The sequence below is a fragment of the Acinetobacter sp. NyZ410 genome, assembly GCF_022828975.1.
GTDB lineage: Bacteria > Pseudomonadota > Gammaproteobacteria > Pseudomonadales > Moraxellaceae > Acinetobacter > Acinetobacter guillouiae.
In genome coordinates this window covers 4,095,062-4,112,237 of record NZ_CP094620.1, presented here as the reverse complement: position 1 = coordinate 4,112,237, position 17,176 = coordinate 4,095,062, and the positions used below count along the sequence as shown (strand labels likewise).

The following is a 17,176-nucleotide window of genomic DNA, read 5'->3' as shown; positions in this document are numbered from 1 at the left end:
ATTGTTGATCCTCCTTGTAGGGATTAACGACTGTTTGGGGTTGTATAGTCAAGTAATTAAGTGCATGTGGTGGATGCCTTGGCAGTCAGAGGCGATGAAAGACGTAATAGCCTGCGATAAGCTTCGGGGAGGCGGCAAATATCCTGTGATCCGGAGATTTCTGAATGGGGAAACCCACTTACCATAAGGTAGGTATCGCATGATGAATACATAGTCATGCGAGGCGAACGAGGGGAAGTGAAACATCTCAGTACCCTTAGGAAAAGAAATCAATTGAGATTCCCTCAGTAGCGGCGAGCGAACGGGGATCAGCCCATTAAGTTATATGTGTTTTAGCGGAAAGCTCTGGGAAGTGCTACCGTAGAGGGTGATAGTCCCGTACACGAAAGGGCACATATAATGATGACGAGTAGGGCGAGGCACGTGAAACCTTGTCTGAATATGGGGGGACCATCCTCCAAGGCTAAATACTCCTGACTGACCGATAGTGAACCAGTACCGTGAGGGAAAGGCGAAAAGAACCCCTGTGAGGGGAGTGAAATAGATCCTGAAACCGCATGCATACAAGCAGTGGGAGCCAACTTGTTTGGTGACTGCGTACCTTTTGTATAATGGGTCAGCGACTTATATTCAGTAGCAAGGTTAACCGCATAGGGGAGCCGTAGAGAAATCGAGTCTTAATAGGGCGTTTAGTTGCTGGGTATAGACCCGAAACCGGGTGATCTATCCATGAGCAGGTTGAAGGTTGGGTAACACTAACTGGAGGACCGAACCCACTGTCGTTGAAAAGCCAGGGGATGACTTGTGGATAGGGGTGAAAGGCTAATCAAACTCGGTGATAGCTGGTTCTCCCCGAAAGCTATTTAGGTAGCGCCTCGGACGAATACCATAGGGGGTAGAGCACTGTTTCGGCTAGGGGGTCATCCCGACTTACCAAACCGATGCAAACTCCGAATACCTATGAGTACTATCCGGGAGACAGACTGCGGGTGCTAACGTCCGTAGTCAAGAGGAAAACAATCCAGACCGCCAGCTAAGGCCCCCAAATTATAGTTAAGTGGGAAACGATGTGGGAAGGCATAGACAGCTAGGAGGTTGGCTTAGAAGCAGCCACCCTTTAAAGAAAGCGTAATAGCTCACTAGTCGAGTCGGCCTGCGCGGAAGATGTAACGGGGCTAAAACTATATGCCGAAGCTGCGGATGTATACTATGTATACGTGGTAGGGGAGCGTTCTGTAAGCCGATGAAGGTGTATTGAGAAGTATGCTGGAGGTATCAGAAGTGCGAATGCTGACGTGAGTAACGACAAAACGGGTGAAAAACCCGTTCGCTGAAAGACCAAGGGTTCCAGTCCAACGTTAATCGGGGCTGGGTGAGTCGACCCCTAAGGCGAGGCCGAGAGGCGTAGTCGATGGGAAATTGGTTAATATTCCAATACTTCTGTGTAATGCGATGAGAGGACGGAGAAAGTTAAGTCAGCCTGGCGTTGGTTGTCCAGGTGAAAGGCAGTAGGCATGCATCTTAGGCAAATCCGGGGTGCTCTATGCTGAGAGCTGATAGCAAGCTAGTTTACTAGCGAAGTGGCTGATACTATGCTTCCAGGAAAAGTCTCTAAGCTTCAGTTACACAGGAATCGTACCCTAAACCGACACAGGTGGTCAGGTCGAGTAGACCAAAGCGCTTGAGAGAACTCTGCTGAAGGAACTAGGCAAAATGGTACCGTAACTTCGGGAGAAGGTACGCTGCTGACGGTGATAGGACTTGCTCCTTGAGCTATTGGCAGCCACAGAAACCAGGCCCCTGCAACTGTTTATTAAAAACATAGCACTCTGCAAACACGAAAGTGGACGTATAGGGTGTGATGCCTGCCCGGTGCTGGAAGGTTAATTGATGGGGTTAGCGTAAGCGAAGCTCTTGATCGAAGCCCCAGTAAACGGCGGCCGTAACTATAACGGTCCTAAGGTAGCGAAATTCCTTGTCGGGTAAGTTCCGACCTGCACGAATGGCATAATGATGGGGGCGCTGTCTCCAGCAGAGGCTCAGTGAAATCGAAATCGCCGTGAAGATGCGGTGTACCCGCGGCTAGACGGAAAGACCCCGTGAACCTTTACTGCAGCTTGACATTGAACTTTGATCTTACTTGTGTAGGATAGGTGGGAGGCTTTGAAGTAGTGACGCCAGTTGCTATGGAGCCATCCTTGAAATACCACCCTGGTAATATTGAGGTTCTAACTCTGTCCCGTTATCCGGGACGAGGACCATGTCTGGTGGGTAGTTTGACTGGGGCGGTCTCCTCCTAAAGAGTAACGGAGGAGTACGAAGGTGCGCTCAGCGTGGTCGGAAATCACGCGTAGAGTATAAAGGCAAAAGCGCGCTTAACTGCGAGACCCACAAGTCGAGCAGGTACGAAAGTAGGTCTTAGTGATCCGGTGGTTCTGTATGGAAGGGCCATCGCTCAACGGATAAAAGGTACTCTGGGGATAACAGGCTGATACCGCCCAAGAGTTCATATCGACGGCGGTGTTTGGCACCTCGATGTCGGCTCATCTCATCCTGGGGCTGAAGCAGGTCCCAAGGGTATGGCTGTTCGCCATTTAAAGAGGTACGCGAGCTGGGTTTAGAACGTCGTGAGACAGTTCGGTCCCTATCTACCGTGGGCGTTGGAAATTTGAGAGGATCTGCTCCTAGTACGAGAGGACCAGAGTGGACGAACCTCTGGTGTACCGGTTGTGACGCCAGTCGCATCGCCGGGTAGCTATGTTCGGAAGGGATAACCGCTGAAAGCATCTAAGCGGGAAGCCTACCTCAAGATAAGATTTCCCTAGGACTTTATGTCCTCTAAAGAGCCGTTGAAGACTACGACGTTGATAGGTTGGATGTGGAAGTGCGGTGACGCATGAAGCTGACCAATACTAATTGCTCGTGAGGCTTGACTATACAACACCCAAGCAGTTGTATACGAACTTCGAAAGAAGTGAGCATCATTTGATTCATAAAAGATCAAACATACTTGATTTAGTTGTAAAGCTAGTTAAACTATTCAACTCAAATGTTCTGTTAAACTCATTTGGTACGAAGTAAGGCATTTAAATAAGACCCGAATAAGTCCATAACAGTTTGCTGGCGACAATAGCAAGAGTGAACCACCTGATCCCTTCCCGAACTCAGAAGTGAAACCTCTTAGCGCTGATGGTAGTGTGGGGTTACCCATGTGAGAGTAAGTCATCGCCAGCTTTTAAATCTAAAACACCCCGTTCTCTAGCGAGAACGGGGTGTTTTTTTATGTGTGGTGTTTATCGGGAAGAACGAAGTTTAAAATGGAATATTAAAAAGCGCTAGCCTTAGCAGGAGCTTTTAAAAATCATTAGAAAGATTCTACTTAAACAATAAAATCATTAATCTTTAAAATGAACAGGAATCCATTGATAGCTTTTCCCATCTGCTGAGTAAATATGTCCAATGCCCGGGAATGGTAAATGAGGTGCTGCGATGGTTTGCCCATGTTTTGCATAATCAGCAAACTGCTTTAATCGAGTTTGAACAGCTGTTTTCGGGTCAATATCATATTCTATTGCTGTTTCTGGTTTATCGAATTGTACTGTATGAGAGTGGACAATATCTCCAATAAAAACAATATCTTCACCCGTTGTTTTTAGTTTATAACTAAAATGCCCTGGGGTATGACCAGCAGTACTGATCACTTCAAATCCGCTGATGTTGTCACCCAGTTTAAATGTTTTAAACTGTTTTTTAACTTGATAGGGTGCAAGGGCGGCTTTGATCTTTTCTACAGTTGCTAAGTAATTGGCACGTTTATCTTGTGCTATTTTTTCAGCTTGTTTTGGATTTAGCCAATAATTTGCTTCATCTTCAGAGACATAGATGGTGGCATTTGGGTAGTTTGCTATGCCATTTTTACTGACACCACAGGAATGATCAGGGTGTAAATGTGTCAGTAAAATCGTATTGACTTGTTCAGGTTGATGACCTGAAGCTTTGAGATTTTTTAATACAGAGCCTAGATGCGCACCGAAACAATCTGCAGTACCGCTATCCACCAAAACCAATGATTTTCCTGTGTTAACTAAAAATGCATTCACCGATGTTTGCACACCTTTGGCTTGATCTGCATGATATTTCTTTAAAATTTCTTGAACCTTATCCTGTAAAATATCCTTAAATAGTGTGGGAGACATAAAGTTGGTGCCATCTAGCAAGGCGGTAATTTGTGTATTGCCCAACTGATGTTGGTAAAACCCTGCTACTTGCGCTTGTTGTTCAATGATCGGTAATGTTTTGGTGACTTCTGCTTGTGATGTAAGAGGGAATAAGCCGAATAAAAGGACTGATAATGATAGGGCAGTTTTTTTCATTGGAGTTGATCAGAATTAATTTAACGAATTATTTTTTAACATGGATTGGTTCATCACGGCGCTTTTTATATATGAAAAAAAATCGACTTTTGTAAGCGAATTTTTTATTAATATACACAATGATCGAATCAGCTATGTGAGGTCATTCATTGATATCCTGACGATTTCTGGCTCTTTTCCACTCAATAAAAGTACAAATCAGCGCTGTTGGTAGTATAAGGACAAACTGGAGGTAAAGAAAAGTGAATAAAGGGAAAGGCGTGACTATAGCAATGATAAGAATAAAAGGGGCTAGCATAAAGCCTAAAAGACACCCATAGATTAAACTATAACGCCAAGAGGCTAACGCTAATTTACTTGCAAAAAAGTGATTAAATAAGAGATTGGTAATGATGGCTGGAATGCATCCTAAGAGATAACCAATTGGAGTAATCAAGATGGATGCAGCAATCATTGGAAATATAATAGATGGTGTAATGAGTCCTTTTAAAAACCGCATTGGATCATAAAAAAATAATCCGCTGTGAAATGTGATCGTGATAATAAATGTACCAATGAGTGGACCACAGAGGATAAATGCAGATATTTTTCCTTGGTTATTCTTTGATATATCCATATTGAGGCGAGCCCCTTTTTTTTCATTTTTATAATGTGAATGTAGTAAAACAGTAGCATAAAAAAAGACTTCCGAAGAAGCCTTTTAGTGATTTATGATCGTCTCGGATGAGATAATCAATAATTAAGAAACTTTATCACCTGGTTTCGCACCAGATTCAGGTGAAATCACCCAAACACCATCACCATTCCCAGCAGCAAGCACCATACCATTTGAAATACCAAAACGCATTTTACGCGGCGCAAGGTTTGCAACCATAACCACCAATTTGCCAGTTAAGTCTTCAGGTTTGTAGAACTCACGGATCCCACTGAATACATTACGTGGTTCAGCTTCGCCGACATTTAGAGTCAATTGAAGCAGTTTATCAGAACCTTCTACTGTTGCTGCTTCTAAGACTTCAGCAACACGCAAGTCGATTTTGATAAAGTCATCGATCGTAATGATTTCTGCTTCACCCACTTTGGCTTCAGGCTTTTTCTCTTTGGTTTTTTCAGTTTTCTTTTCTGCTTTTGCTGGTGTTGCAGCAGCTAAAGATTCTTTTGATGCATCGACCATTGCAGCAACTGCTTTTGGATCAACACGTTGCATCAATGGTTGGAATTGAGCAATTTCATGCGCAACTAGAACCGTTTTTCCTGAAGCAAAATCAAAACTTTCAAGTTTTAAGAAGTCTTGAACTTGTGTTGCTAAAGTTGGTAGTACAGGTGCTAAGTAAACAGCCAATTGGCGGAATAGGTTGATGCCAACAGAGCAGACATCATGAACTTGTTGTTCCTGACCTTCTTGTTTTGCCAAAGCCCATGGTTTTTTCTCATCAATATACTGATTTGCACGATCAGCAAGTGCCATGATTTCACGTATAGCGGTTGAAAACTCACGCGCTTCATAAGATTGAGCAATCGAAGCACCCGCATCAATGAAACTTTGAACCAGCTCAGGTTCAGCACATGTTGCAGACAAGCTATTGTTAAAATTGCTGTTAATGAATTTTGCACAACGACTGGCAATATTCACAACTTTTCCTACTAAATCTGAATTTACTTTTTGCACAAAGTCATCAAGATTTAAATCAGAATCTTCAACTTTATCAGAAAGTTTAGAAGCAAAGTAATAACGTAAATACTCAGGATTTAAGTGCTGTAAATAGGTTTCAGCTTTAATAAATGTGCCGCGCGATTTTGACATTTTTTGACCATTTACAGTCAAGAAACCATTTACGAATAGACCTGTAGGGGTGCGGTAATTTGCACCTTCTAACATTGCAGGCCAGAACAACGCATGGAAATATACAATGTCTTTACCAATGAAGTGATAGACCTCATTTTTAGAATCTTTTTTCCAGTAGTCGTCAAAGCTTAATTCTGGGCGTTTCGTTTTGATGTAATTTTCAAAACTTGACATATAGCCAATCGGGGCATCAACCCAAACATAGAAATATTTATTTGGTGCATCTGGAATTTCAAAGCCGAAATAAGGCGCATCACGAGAGATATCCCAATCGTTTAAACCATTTTCAAACCATTCATCTAACTTATTGGCGATCGAAACAGGTAAACGACCTTCGTCACGCGTCCATTTTTGCAAGTATTCGGCAAAGTTTGGGAGTTTAAAGAAATAATGATCTGATGATTTTTCAACAGGTGTCGCACCACTTAATGTTGAGCGTGGATTTAATAACTCTGTTGCATTATAGGTCGTACCACATACTTCGCATGAGTCGCCATACTGATCTTCCGCTTTACATTTTGGACAAGTCCCTTTAATGAAACGGTCTGACAAGAACATGCTTTTTTCAGGATCAAACAACTGAGTAACAGGACGAATCGCAATATTGCCTGCCTCACGGTTTTTAATATAGATTTCCTCAGAACGGGCTTTATTTTCATCGCTATTGGTTGAATCATAGTGATCGAAATGTACGCCAAAGCCATCAAAATCACGGATATGCTCTTTTTGCACATTGGCAATTTGCGCCTCTGGACTAATCCCATTTGCTTCTGCACGGAGCATGATTGCTGTACCGTGTGCATCATCCGCGCAGACATAAGTCACGTCATGACCCATTGCACGCATGGCACGAACCCAGATATCTGCTTGGATGTAGCCGAGTAGGTGACCCATATGAATAGGACCATTTGCGTATGGAAGGGCGTTAGTGACTAAAATATTTCGCACGGATATAACTCTCTTTCTCAAAGTTAATGCAAGGGCATTGATTTTAGCGTAATTGCTATGAAGATGCACAACAGAATAGGTGAATTCTTTTCAAATGTAGATTTTTATGCATATTCTTATATCTGCCAATTCATTATTATAGAATGGTGTATTCGTGTATTTCCCAAGAGCAATAAATCTATGATTGATGATGAATATTTTGATGATGACCAGCCTGTAACCCGTATTCCACAAAATCAAAATAGTAAAAATCTGATTGAAAAAAATATTCTGAAACAAGCTGAACGCTATTTTGCAGATATTTCTGAAGATGAACATCAGTATCTTATTGAAACACTCAATGGGTTTGCTCAAGAAGAGCCTTATTTTGAAGTTTTAGCCAATCAATTGGATCAGCCTGTAGGGGCTAAAATTGCCAATGATGCTCTCAATCTATTGCATTTTTGGCAATTGATACATGAAGCTGAAGATATTGCTCAGTTTAATCTTTTAGATGTGATCAACAGTGCGTTTTTTCAGTCTGAGATGTTTAAAGCTTTTGATCAAGTAGCGCTGGGTGAGCAGAAGCCACAATACCAAGCTGTGTTAGAACAAAGCTTTAAACTCTATCAATTAGAGTTGTATGCGGGATGTATTCCATTGCTTTATGCTCAATTGGAAGGTTTGTTAACGGCTGTTTTAGTTCAAAATGGTTATTTAAAACAACAGGACACTAAGTTTATTGATGTCTATAAAATCGTTCCTGGGTTAAAAGGTCATGAGATTAAAAGTTTGTGGCATAAAGCTAAAATTGCCAATGAATTGAATCATTATTTTTTAGAGTTGGCTGCTTATAAGATGGATAGTAGTTCAACGGTGAGTATGACACGGCATAACATTCTACATGGTACGGATTTGAATCATTTTAATCAGGGTCGCAGTTTCGTATTGTTTATTTGGCTATTTGCGGCAGTCAGTTTTATGGGAAATGTCCGATCATAAAGTTCCAATCGTGATGATTCTTCACCTAAACTTCACATCCTAATCAAACACGCTACATTTTAATTTTAGAAACTAACACCAAGATCGAAGAAGGAGAAAATCATGCGGTCTTGGTATGTATTTGTTGCTTCAGCATTTGCAAGTTTAGCGGCTGTTCTCAGTTTAGTTGTGCCATTTTGTCTTTTTCTATATTTTTATCAGGGCGATTTATTTATTTCAGCTTCTGAACGAACTTCAAGCCGAGGCATGGAAGTCGTATTGTATTTAACTCCATTTTTACTACTGGTCGGGTTTTTTAGTTACACAGTTATTTTTAAAGTATTTAAAGTACCTCAAAAAATCATCGAAACAACACAGATTATAAAATCTATAACTTTGATCTTTATCATGATGCTAAGTTTTTTATTCTTAGTTTTATGTTTAGATGGTGCTCTATCTAGTTTTATCGAGGCATTGAGTTATTTAATCTTCGTTTATTTACTGTTATTGCTCCCGTTTTGTATCGGTCTAGTTCTCGGAAATGCAGTTTACTTCATTTTATGCAGAAAATTTAATGCGCAGAATATGTTTAGAAAACAAGTACATCATTGGGTTTAAATTTGCGTTTCATGTTATGTTCGAACTTCGATATCAATAAGAAATTACTTATGCTTAAACTGATTGCCGAAGACTTTATCCAAGTGGATAAAATTGATTTAGTTTTACCTTTATATCAACAATTAGTTGAGCAAACTAAACGAGAAGCGGGCTGTATTGCCTATGATTTATACCATGATTTACGCAATACAGGGCATTTTGTATTTATTGAGGAATGGGTGGATCGAGCTGCTTTAGATGCCCATGTTCAATCCTCCCATTTTCAGGATTTAGTCCCGCAAATTGATCAACATAGAAGACAAGACGGAATTTTTACCCATATGCAGCATTATGATGAATTGTTTAAAAAATGAATATTTAGCATTCATCTTCAATCATTTTCTTAATTTTGATTGCCTTTTCAAAATGATCAAGCTGATGGGTTTTAATCCACCATTCTGCTACTTGCATTAAGGTTTCTGGGTCATCATTTTTATTGGCAAAGAATGCATAAAAAGATAAACCAACATCATCTCCCTTTTTAGCAATTTTATCATTACAGACTCGGATAATTTTTTCTTTCATTAAGTGTTGCATTCGATAAGACTCAGTGTTTGTTTTAATTCAATGATTTTCAATCAATCAGAAGAGGCTATTTTATTCATTTTGAAACAAAAAAACACATCGCTACAAACTGTGTATGAATTGTTAAAGAAATGCATCTTTTTACATTTTATGGAGTTTCAGTTGTTATAACTAGGGTGAGACTTAATTAAATAGGAAGAAAATCATGACAAATTTAGACGATTTAAAAAACAAAGCTTCTGAAGTAATTGATGATGTGAAGTTAAAAGCCAAAGAAGCAAAATTAGGTGCTGAAAAGGTTGCAGATGACCTCAAACATAAAGCAAAAGAAACACTGCTTAAAGGTGAGCAAGCTGTAAATGATTTGAAGCACAAAAAAGATGATGAAAAGTAATTTGAACAATCACTGAACAGCGCCACGCTGTTCAGTGATACTTTTTATTTAAGGTTCTTTACGAATCCACTCGATTTCACGAATCTGATTATTCACCACCGTAAAAGTATAAGTTACATTCTCAATCTCATAGATATAGTTGGATACGGTAACCGTCGTTTTACCTTCTTTACGTTCATAAGTGTTCATTGAAATTGGAGATTGACCAATCCGTGTCGACATTTCCGTCAAACTATCACCTACAGAAACCAGTTGTCCTGAAGATGTCCGCACCGCAGTTGTAGAGGTTCCAGCAACAGCTGAACTCGAAATGATTAAAGTAAAAACTAAAAATAATAGAGACTTCATAGACCTACCTTATTATTGTCAAAAATTACACAAAGTTGTTATGACCCAATCTGACTATAGCTATTTTTTATCCAGTATTTGTATGGGAATTATTAAGACAGCGTTTGTCATAGCAAACTAAATCGCAAAAACTAAAAGTTCATTCTGAACAATGAGATAAAATGATTGAATGGATTATTTTGGATGCTAAACCAACTAAATCAGTAGGATTAATAACAACATTCAAAAAGCTGAATAGAAGTTTGCTTAACCTCAGGTCAATTTACAGTTAAACTATCTGTTCTCAGTATTTATTGTATTTGCAAATTTGGAGCAAATCTATGTCGTGGCTTTCTTCGCTTAAATCAGTTTTTTCTCCTGCGCAGGAGGTGAAAGAGGAAGAAGTCCAATCTGTTTTGCAAAACTATATTTTGCCAAATTCAAATGTCTTAAAAGATCGTATTACTCAAGTGAATGTTGTAGGCCGAGTATTACAACTGACAATTAATACTTATCCAGAAGAGGCAGATCATTTACAAAAAATTCATGATGATCTCGCAGATGCATTGGAGAAGTGCGGTATTCAAGAGTTGAATCTGCATGTGATCCAACAAAAAATTCAACATGATTCGAGTTGTGGCAGTGACCAACATGGAAAAGCAGGGCATAGTTGCGCTTCAAAGCCCAAAGAGCAACATCCTAATCTTCCTCCAGTTGTCGATGCTTCTGCTAAAATGGCAAATACACAAGAAGATCCTAATAATCCACCGATTCAAAAAGCAGCACCACAACAACGAGATATTCCGAAACACCCTCGAATTCAAAATGTGATCCTTATATCATCGGGTAAAGGTGGTGTGGGTAAATCAACTACCACAGTAAATATCGCATTGGCTTTGCACAAACTAGGCTTAAAAGTCGGGGTTTTGGATGCTGATATCTATGGTCCAAGTATTCCAACAATGCTGGGGAATGCAGGGCAAACACCTAAAATAGAAGGTGAAAATTTTGTACCATTAGAAGCTTATGGTATGGCGGTACTTTCGATCGGTCATTTGATTGGAAAAGAAAATACACCAGTTGCTTGGCGTGGTGCAAAAGCCACAGGTGCATTGATGCAGCTGTTTAATCAAGCGTTATGGCCTGATTTAGATGTTCTAGTTATCGATATGCCACCTGGTACTGGTGATATTCAATTAACCCTTGCCCAGCGTATTCCTGTAACAGGTGCTGTGATTGTGACAACACCTCAGAATGTAGCCTTGATGGATGCGGTTAAAGGAATTGAACTGTTTAATAAAGTACATATTCCAGTTATGGGGGTGGTGGAAAATATGTCGACGCATATTTGCTCAAACTGTGGTCATGAAGAACAAATTTTTGGTACAGGTGGCGGCGATCAATTGTCTGAGCAATATAATATTCCGTTGTTGGGACGATTACCTCTAAATGTTCAAATTCGTGAAAATGCTGATGCTGGTAAACCTTCTGTGGTAGCAGGAGACGTTGCTGCAGAAAACTATATGGCTATTGCTGAAAAAATTGCACAAGCTTTACCTAAAGCCGAAAAAGATCCGCATAGAATTTTCTAAGAATCGACCTCTAAAGCTTCCTCTCTTTATTTTAACCATTGAATTAAGGAGAGGATAATTGAGAATGAATCAATGAAATATTTAAACTTACTCGATAATAAGGTTTTTATTAGTCTTGCCAATACTGCCAATGGTGATGTTAATAGTGCTACACGTTTTTATTATTCCCAAAAGGGGCTGATGATTACTGCAAAATACGAGGGTGGGATGATACAAATTGGTTCTATCGTTGGAAAGATGCTTTCAGATTTTGAATTCGAAATATATTATCAACATTTAACTGTGACGAACGAACTTAGAATTGGACAATGTAAAACAAAAATTGAACTATTGGATAATGATGTGATTAAGCTGATTGAAGATTGGCAGTGGTTGAATGGGGATTTATCAACAGGTCATTCTGAGTTAATTGAAGTTATTCCCAACTCAAAAAATAAAATTTAAATCGCCTTCTCTTAACTATCTGTATAAAAATATAGAAAATTGATCAACTGGTATATTCATTGCTTAGGTATAATTTCTAATTTAAACCATTGAGTAGACCATGCTATTAAAAAAAATCTTATGTGCTTTAGGAATCTGTAGTTCGATGTTCTTGACTGCATGTAATGATAGTGATTCAGATAAAACCAATTCTAATTCAACGACACAGAAATCATTGCAACCCATCATTATTCAAGGTGCATTACCTGTAGAATCTGAGCAAATGGCCTCAAAACTAAGCAATTCTACAGTCGAAACGTTCGGTGGTTGGACGTTTTGGAAAGGAACCTATCAAGGTTATCCGGTGATTATCTCTAAAACAAGAATGGGAATGAGCAACTCTGCTGCCGCAACAGCAATTGCGATTGAACGTTATAAACCCATTGCGATTATTAACCAAGGAACATCAGGTGGACATGATCCAGATCTTAATGTCTATGATATTGTTTTAGGTCGTTACACCACCAATATTGGTGCATTTAGAACACCTAAAAAAGCAGTTGGAGAAGGTTCAAATTCTCTTGAATGGACAGAAGCTTTTGATGTGCTGCCTACTGATGAGTCTGATCCTGAACCGATTGCGATTCGTAAATTTGAAGCAGATAAAGATCTGTTATTGGCAGCGCAGCGTGCAAAAACCAATTATAGCAAGGGCCGTGTGGTTGAAGGTACTATTGGTTCAGCAGATGTTTGGAACAATGAATTGGATCGAATTGCATTTTTCCATAAAAACTATGGCACTTCTGTAGAGGAAATGGAGGCGGCATCTGTGGCACAAATTGCCAGCCAATATAAAGTACCATTCCTTGGTGTTCGTATTTTATCGAACAATATTACCAACGGGGGCGCATATGACCCAGGTACTGGAGAAGCATGCCAGCATTATGTTTTAGATGTGGTTGTTGAATATATGGAAGCTAAACAAGCCGCTTTAAAGTAATTTTTTATCAAAATAAATTGGAGTTTGCTTAGAGAGTTTTTGGCTGTTTTTTACGGCTATTCCACTTTTTAATCACGCTCCAACGCCAGTAAATACGTGTCGCAATAAAGAGTAGCGATGCAAATACAAATGCTTCAATAAACAAACCGGTTGCAAGAATTTTGGCTAGGCTAAAATCAATATGCCCATGACCAAAGTTTTTGATCCAATGAATGATTTGATGGAAAACACCGAGTAACATTTCCTTATTAATCATATGCACATGATAAATTTTGGAACCAATCCAAAAGGCAAAAATCAAAATTGGCACAATGGTTAAGGGATTCATGATCCAGGCTAAAATTAAACCAATCGGTAAATTAGCTTCAAAGAATAATACTGAAAAAATAATTAATAAGGTGTGGAATGGAATAGGCAAGATGCCCCAAAAGGTACCAATAAACATTGCCTTAGAAATTGATTTTCGATTGACATACCAAAGCTGAGGACTTAAGGCTTTATCGCCAAAAATCTTCATGAATTTCAAATTGTTGACTCGCTCTGGACTAGGGAGCCAAGACTGAAAAAAATGCTTTGCCATAAAAGTAGAAAATGCAAGAAAGGTAACTATTGTGCATCAATGTAGATAAAAACGACAACCTTTCTGACAAAAAACCTAATGAGTAAGAGAGAAATATGGATAAAGAATAGTCAATAAAACTGAAAATTTACTTAAAAAGCCTTTGATTCGTACCAAAGATGGCCTTTAACGGAACTACTTGGTATTTTATCGCTAATCAGTGTGCTATTTGGGAATAAACTTACTGATTTAAAAGGTATTATTATTGATTTTAAAGTTTGATTTTGGACATAAAAACAGCATTTCTTCGATCAGTGACTTTGCAGTTTTTATCTGATTTTAAGTTTTCAAAGTATTGAAAATAAAATATATTTTCATTTAGGGTAATGTTCTTCAATAAGTTCTCTTACAATTAATTTTTTGCCAATTCAATTTAAAAGATTTAATCTGCGATCAATCCATTGATGAGGTCATTTAATGATTTCATGGTTTTTTATTGGCTTGGTGGTGACGATTCTTTTGACACCAGGACCAACCAATACGCTTTTAGCATCTTCTGGAATTCAAGTTGGAATTCGAAAATCTCTTGCATTAATTCCAGCGGAAGCGCTTGGCTATCTTATCTCCATTACCATTTGGGGATTAATTATTGGATCTGTGTCTAAACAGTTTCCAAGTGTGCCCGTTATTCTTAAATTATTTAGCGCAGGTTATATTTTATTCCTGGCTTTAAAATTATGGCGTACAGCAAATCGAGATGAAAACTTTAATCATGCGACAATTCGGGCGCGTGAGTTATTTTTTGCAACCCTTTTAAACCCGAAAGCACTTCTTTTTGCTTCTGCAATTTTTCCAACACATGTATGGCAAAATGCGTCTGCTTATACTTCACATATGTTGGTGTTTTTATTATTAATCGTACCGATTGCATTTTTTTGGACATTTATTGGTTCTGTGATTTGCAGTAATAAAGTGACTTGGCTCAATCAGCGTAATATGCAAAGAACTGCGTCTTTAGTTTTAGTGAGTTTTACTGTACCACTGAGCTACTCAGCACTTTTAAGCCTTTAACAATCGATTATAGTTAAACTTAAGTTTGTACGTTTACTTACAGACTTGGGTTGCTCTATTTCGTCATAAACATTCCTTTCAAAAGCAATTTCAGTTAAAGTACAGCGCAGTAAATAGCACAGTTTTGGGATAGAGATAAATGGCAATTAAGTCTGATCGTTGGATTCGTGAAATGAGCGAAAAGCACGGTATGATTGAACCGTATGCAGAAAACCAAGTGCGTTATGATGAACATGGTGAAAAGCTAATTTCTTATGGCGTATCTAGCTATGGTTATGACGTACGTTGTGCGCGTGAGTTTAAAGTCTTTACCAATGTTCACTCTGCCATTGTCGACCCTAAAAATTTCGATGAACGTAGTTTTATCGACATTGAATCTGATGTTTGTATCATCCCTCCAAACTCATTTGCGTTAGCACGCACTGTTGAATATTTCCGTATTCCACGTAATGTTTTGACGATCTGCCTAGGTAAATCGACTTATGCACGTTGCGGTATCATTGTAAATGTAACGCCACTTGAACCTGAATGGGAAGGTCATGTGACATTAGAGTTTTCAAATACGACGAATTTACCTGCGCGTATTTATGCCGGTGAAGGTGTTGCTCAAATGCTGTTTTTTGAATCTGATGAAGTTTGTGAAACCTCTTATAAAGATCGTGGTGGTAAATACCAAGGTCAGGTTGGGGTAACCTTACCTAAAGCTTAAATTAAAAATGAGCTGAAAGAAGCAAGTGTAAATCACTTGCTTTTTTTTATGTATTGATCATGAGAAAAATATGATTTATATACTATTTTTATTAGAATGAGTGCTGCCGTTAAACTTATCATTAAGTATATCTAATAGGGAATATTAAATAATTGTTTTTTTATCGGAAAATTTAAAATTTATTCGGTATGAATTTTAATCTATGGTATAAATAAAATTACGTTTATGTTAAATAAAAATGTGATTTATATCGTTTTATTTATTCAGAATTTGAATAGTACTTTAGCATCGGTATAAAAAATAAGGTCAAGCTTTGCTAAGGATGGAAGCGTACGATGTTCGAAAGAAAATATCTAAGTGTTGTATTACTGGTACTGAGTGGTTTAGGCGTAAATACTGCTCATGCTTCTACATTACAAAGACTGACTGATGAACAATTATCAGAAACGACGGGTCAAGCACTCATGAGTTTAAGTTATACATCACCAACAGATGCAAGTAATTTAGAGTCAAAACGTGATGGCAGTGCCAAAAATATAGGTTTTTACAAATTAGGCTTGGAAGCTGATTTAGAATTAAATGCAAATATAAAGAAATTACAATTAGGCTGTGGTGGAGTTAATAATTCTGTCCGTAGTGGGGTTTGTGATATTGATATCGACAATATTAGTTTGAGTGGTTTAGGTAATTCTGCATCTTCAAATACGGATAGTGATTCTGATCGAGCTGCCCGGGTTGGGTCAAGTGCGGTATTAACCAATCCTTTTATTCAATTTGCGATAAAAAATCCAGATAGTGCATCCACGCGTGAGGTGGTAGGAATTAATTTAAGTTCAGAAAAAGCTATGGGCTTGATTACTTTTGGAAATGAAAATAGTGATACAAAAAATGGTATTAATTCATTAAGTGGATTTATGCAGATTGCGAAAGCAGGGGGATATGCTTCTGTAAATTCAATGACAGGTGTTTGTTATGACACAAGTGCAAGTGGCTGTAATATTGGAACTGGTGTAGATATTGTAGGAAAAGCGACAGGAACTTTATGTTGTGATATTGGAATTGGTTCTAAAAAGTATAATTTAAATATTAGTGTACCCAATAGTGGTGTGTTGAGCTTGCCTGTTCAACCTATTACTGGTAAACGGATTTCATCAGCAAGTTTATATGGTACTGCAACAATAGATGGTATTAAATTATCAGGAACAATTAATCCTAGATTGACAGGTTTAGGGAACCTTGAGTTGGGGAATAAAAACCTGATCGGAACACTGAATAATTTAGTAGTAAATGTGACCATAGATGAAGATCTTGGTTATTTTCATAAAGCCAGCTTAAATGGAACACCTGTTTCGTTATCTTTACAGTCACAAGATCTGCAGTGGACAGGAGGGGTATCGGTTGCGCAAAAGGGTTGGTGGTTAGAGTTTTCGAATCCTATTGATATCGGAGATGTAACACCAGCGAAACCCGTGGATATTGCGGCAAATACTTTAAGTGCGACCCTTCGGAAAGTAAGTGATTATTTAACCGACAAACCGATACAATGCGGCTTAACAGTATTGAATTGTGCATTTAGTGGTACGATTGATACCAAGACCATGACGCTTGGAAACGATGCTGCTGTTTCAATGCCTTTAAGTAATCTGAAATTAGTTAATCAGACTTTTACACCCAATTGTTATGGTAGCTTGAAATTTTGTTAATTTTTATTGATTTATAAAATACTCAAGGTCAAAAAATTAATACTCATCATGAATCAACTTTCCATCTTAAAATTTTAAAACCCACCTAA

General features: G+C 38.5%; 16 protein-coding genes and 2 rRNA genes. 12 read left to right on the top strand and 6 right to left on the bottom strand.

What is annotated here, in order from left to right; genetic code table 11:
• Positions 1–46 precede the first annotated feature (46 nt).
• Together MTO68_RS19365 and rrf are read left to right on the top strand one after the other, a co-directional pair.
• Positions 47–2,937 (top strand): 23S ribosomal RNA (locus MTO68_RS19365).
• 182 nt (positions 2,938–3,119) lie between these two features.
• Positions 3,120–3,234, top strand: a 5S ribosomal RNA gene (gene rrf / locus MTO68_RS19360).
• Between the two features lie 161 nt (positions 3,235–3,395).
• Here rrf and MTO68_RS19355 read toward each other — a convergent pair.
• The 3 genes from MTO68_RS19355 to metG form a co-directional block, all read right to left on the bottom strand.
• A complete protein-coding gene (locus MTO68_RS19355; protein WP_244014008.1) occupies positions 3,396–4,373 on the bottom strand; it encodes an MBL fold metallo-hydrolase in 978 nt (325 codons plus the stop codon).
• 142 nt (positions 4,374–4,515) lie between these two features.
• Positions 4,516–4,989: a hypothetical protein gene (locus tag MTO68_RS19350; protein ID WP_244014006.1), complete on the bottom strand. Its 474-nt coding sequence runs from the start codon at positions 4,987–4,989 to the stop codon at positions 4,516–4,518.
• 123 nt (positions 4,990–5,112) lie between these two features.
• On the bottom strand, positions 5,113–7,167 hold the full coding sequence (metG, locus tag MTO68_RS19345; RefSeq protein WP_239044961.1) for a methionine--tRNA ligase: 2,055 nt from the start codon (positions 7,165–7,167) through the stop codon (positions 5,113–5,115).
• A gap of 180 nt (positions 7,168–7,347) precedes the next feature.
• Between metG and MTO68_RS19340 the strand changes: the two genes are divergently transcribed.
• The 3 genes from MTO68_RS19340 (at position 7,348) to MTO68_RS19330 (ending at position 9,098) form a co-directional block, all read left to right on the top strand.
• Positions 7,348–8,148 carry a hypothetical protein gene (locus MTO68_RS19340; protein ID WP_244014004.1) on the top strand — a complete coding sequence of 267 codons (801 nt, stop codon included), beginning with the start codon at positions 7,348–7,350 and terminating at the stop codon, positions 8,146–8,148.
• Positions 8,149–8,250: 102 nt separating this feature from the next.
• Positions 8,251–8,745 (top strand): hypothetical protein, encoded by a 495-nt coding sequence (locus MTO68_RS19335; protein ID WP_034616005.1) that lies wholly within the window; start codon positions 8,251–8,253, stop codon positions 8,743–8,745.
• 50 nt (positions 8,746–8,795) lie between these two features.
• Positions 8,796–9,098, top strand: coding sequence for a putative quinol monooxygenase (locus tag MTO68_RS19330; protein WP_056515254.1), 303 nt, complete (start codon positions 8,796–8,798; stop codon positions 9,096–9,098).
• Positions 9,099–9,102: 4 nt separating this feature from the next.
• On the opposite strand, the gene MTO68_RS19325 is transcribed toward MTO68_RS19330, so the two are convergent.
• Positions 9,103–9,321, bottom strand: coding sequence for a DUF6500 family protein (locus MTO68_RS19325; protein WP_004723831.1), 219 nt, complete (start codon positions 9,319–9,321; stop codon positions 9,103–9,105).
• Positions 9,322–9,514: 193 nt separating this feature from the next.
• Between MTO68_RS19325 and MTO68_RS19320 the strand changes: the two genes are divergently transcribed.
• A complete protein-coding gene (locus tag MTO68_RS19320) occupies positions 9,515–9,703 on the top strand; it encodes a hypothetical protein (RefSeq protein WP_004723829.1) in 189 nt (62 codons plus the stop codon).
• A 48-nt stretch (positions 9,704–9,751) separates the two neighbouring features.
• Here MTO68_RS19320 and MTO68_RS19315 read toward each other — a convergent pair whose 3' ends face one another.
• Entirely contained in the window at positions 9,752–10,051 is a 300-nt protein-coding gene (locus tag MTO68_RS19315) for a hypothetical protein (protein ID WP_244014002.1), read from the bottom strand.
• Positions 10,052–10,371: 320 nt separating this feature from the next.
• On the opposite strand from MTO68_RS19315, the gene apbC reads away from it, so the two are divergent.
• From apbC to MTO68_RS19300, 3 genes are all read left to right on the top strand, one after another.
• Positions 10,372–11,622, top strand: a complete 1,251-nt coding sequence (apbC, locus tag MTO68_RS19310; RefSeq protein WP_244014000.1) for an iron-sulfur cluster carrier protein ApbC — start codon at positions 10,372–10,374, stop codon at positions 11,620–11,622.
• A gap of 72 nt (positions 11,623–11,694) precedes the next feature.
• The gene (locus MTO68_RS19305; RefSeq protein WP_244013998.1) at positions 11,695–12,066 is read left to right on the top strand and encodes a hypothetical protein; all 372 of its coding nucleotides are present in this window, start codon (positions 11,695–11,697) and stop codon (positions 12,064–12,066) included.
• 100 nt (positions 12,067–12,166) lie between these two features.
• Entirely contained in the window at positions 12,167–13,045 is an 879-nt protein-coding gene (locus MTO68_RS19300; RefSeq protein ID WP_244013997.1) for a 5'-methylthioadenosine/S-adenosylhomocysteine nucleosidase, read from the top strand.
• Positions 13,046–13,073: 28 nt separating this feature from the next.
• Here MTO68_RS19300 and MTO68_RS19295 read toward each other — a convergent pair whose 3' ends face one another.
• Positions 13,074–13,625, bottom strand: a complete 552-nt coding sequence (locus MTO68_RS19295) for a DUF2062 domain-containing protein (protein WP_056515239.1) — start codon at positions 13,623–13,625, stop codon at positions 13,074–13,076.
• Positions 13,626–14,081: 456 nt separating this feature from the next.
• Between MTO68_RS19295 and MTO68_RS19290 the strand changes: the two genes are divergently transcribed.
• The 3 genes from MTO68_RS19290 to MTO68_RS19280 all read left to right on the top strand — a co-directional run bounded on the left by MTO68_RS19290 (position 14,082) and on the right by MTO68_RS19280 (position 17,087).
• Positions 14,082–14,675 carry a LysE family translocator gene (locus MTO68_RS19290; RefSeq protein WP_004723817.1) on the top strand — a complete coding sequence of 198 codons (594 nt, stop codon included), beginning with the start codon at positions 14,082–14,084 and terminating at the stop codon, positions 14,673–14,675.
• Between the two features lie 139 nt (positions 14,676–14,814).
• The gene (dcd, locus tag MTO68_RS19285) at positions 14,815–15,384 is read left to right on the top strand and encodes a dCTP deaminase (RefSeq protein WP_004723815.1); all 570 of its coding nucleotides are present in this window, start codon (positions 14,815–14,817) and stop codon (positions 15,382–15,384) included.
• A 335-nt stretch (positions 15,385–15,719) separates the two neighbouring features.
• Positions 15,720–17,087, top strand: coding sequence for a hypothetical protein (locus MTO68_RS19280; protein WP_035370681.1), 1,368 nt, complete (start codon positions 15,720–15,722; stop codon positions 17,085–17,087).
• Positions 17,088–17,176 lie beyond the last annotated feature (89 nt).

Bases quoted from the DNA above. Each gene is read 5' to 3' on its own strand.
- MTO68_RS19300 (WP_244013997.1), top strand. From the start codon at position 12,167: ATGCTATTAAAAAAAATCTTATGTGCTTTAGGAATCTGTAGTTCGATG.
- MTO68_RS19325 (WP_004723831.1), bottom strand. From the start codon at position 9,321: ATGCAACACTTAATGAAAGAAAAAATTATCCGAGTCTGTAATGATAAA.
- MTO68_RS19355 (WP_244014008.1), bottom strand. From the start codon at position 4,373: ATGAAAAAAACTGCCCTATCATTATCAGTCCTTTTATTCGGCTTATTC.
- MTO68_RS19315 (WP_244014002.1), bottom strand. From the start codon at position 10,051: ATGAAGTCTCTATTATTTTTAGTTTTTACTTTAATCATTTCGAGTTCA.
- MTO68_RS19340 (WP_244014004.1), top strand. From the start codon at position 7,348: ATGATTGATGATGAATATTTTGATGATGACCAGCCTGTAACCCGTATT.
- MTO68_RS19290 (WP_004723817.1), top strand. From the start codon at position 14,082: ATGATTTCATGGTTTTTTATTGGCTTGGTGGTGACGATTCTTTTGACA.
- MTO68_RS19350 (WP_244014006.1), bottom strand. From the start codon at position 4,989: ATGGATATATCAAAGAATAACCAAGGAAAAATATCTGCATTTATCCTC.
- dcd (WP_004723815.1), top strand. From the start codon at position 14,815: ATGGCAATTAAGTCTGATCGTTGGATTCGTGAAATGAGCGAAAAGCAC.
- MTO68_RS19320 (WP_004723829.1), top strand. From the start codon at position 9,515: ATGACAAATTTAGACGATTTAAAAAACAAAGCTTCTGAAGTAATTGAT.
- MTO68_RS19335 (WP_034616005.1), top strand. From the start codon at position 8,251: ATGCGGTCTTGGTATGTATTTGTTGCTTCAGCATTTGCAAGTTTAGCG.
- MTO68_RS19295 (WP_056515239.1), bottom strand. From the start codon at position 13,625: ATGGCAAAGCATTTTTTTCAGTCTTGGCTCCCTAGTCCAGAGCGAGTC.
- MTO68_RS19305 (WP_244013998.1), top strand. From the start codon at position 11,695: ATGAAATATTTAAACTTACTCGATAATAAGGTTTTTATTAGTCTTGCC.
- MTO68_RS19280 (WP_035370681.1), top strand. From the start codon at position 15,720: ATGTTCGAAAGAAAATATCTAAGTGTTGTATTACTGGTACTGAGTGGT.
- apbC (WP_244014000.1), top strand. From the start codon at position 10,372: ATGTCGTGGCTTTCTTCGCTTAAATCAGTTTTTTCTCCTGCGCAGGAG.
- MTO68_RS19330 (WP_056515254.1), top strand. From the start codon at position 8,796: ATGCTTAAACTGATTGCCGAAGACTTTATCCAAGTGGATAAAATTGAT.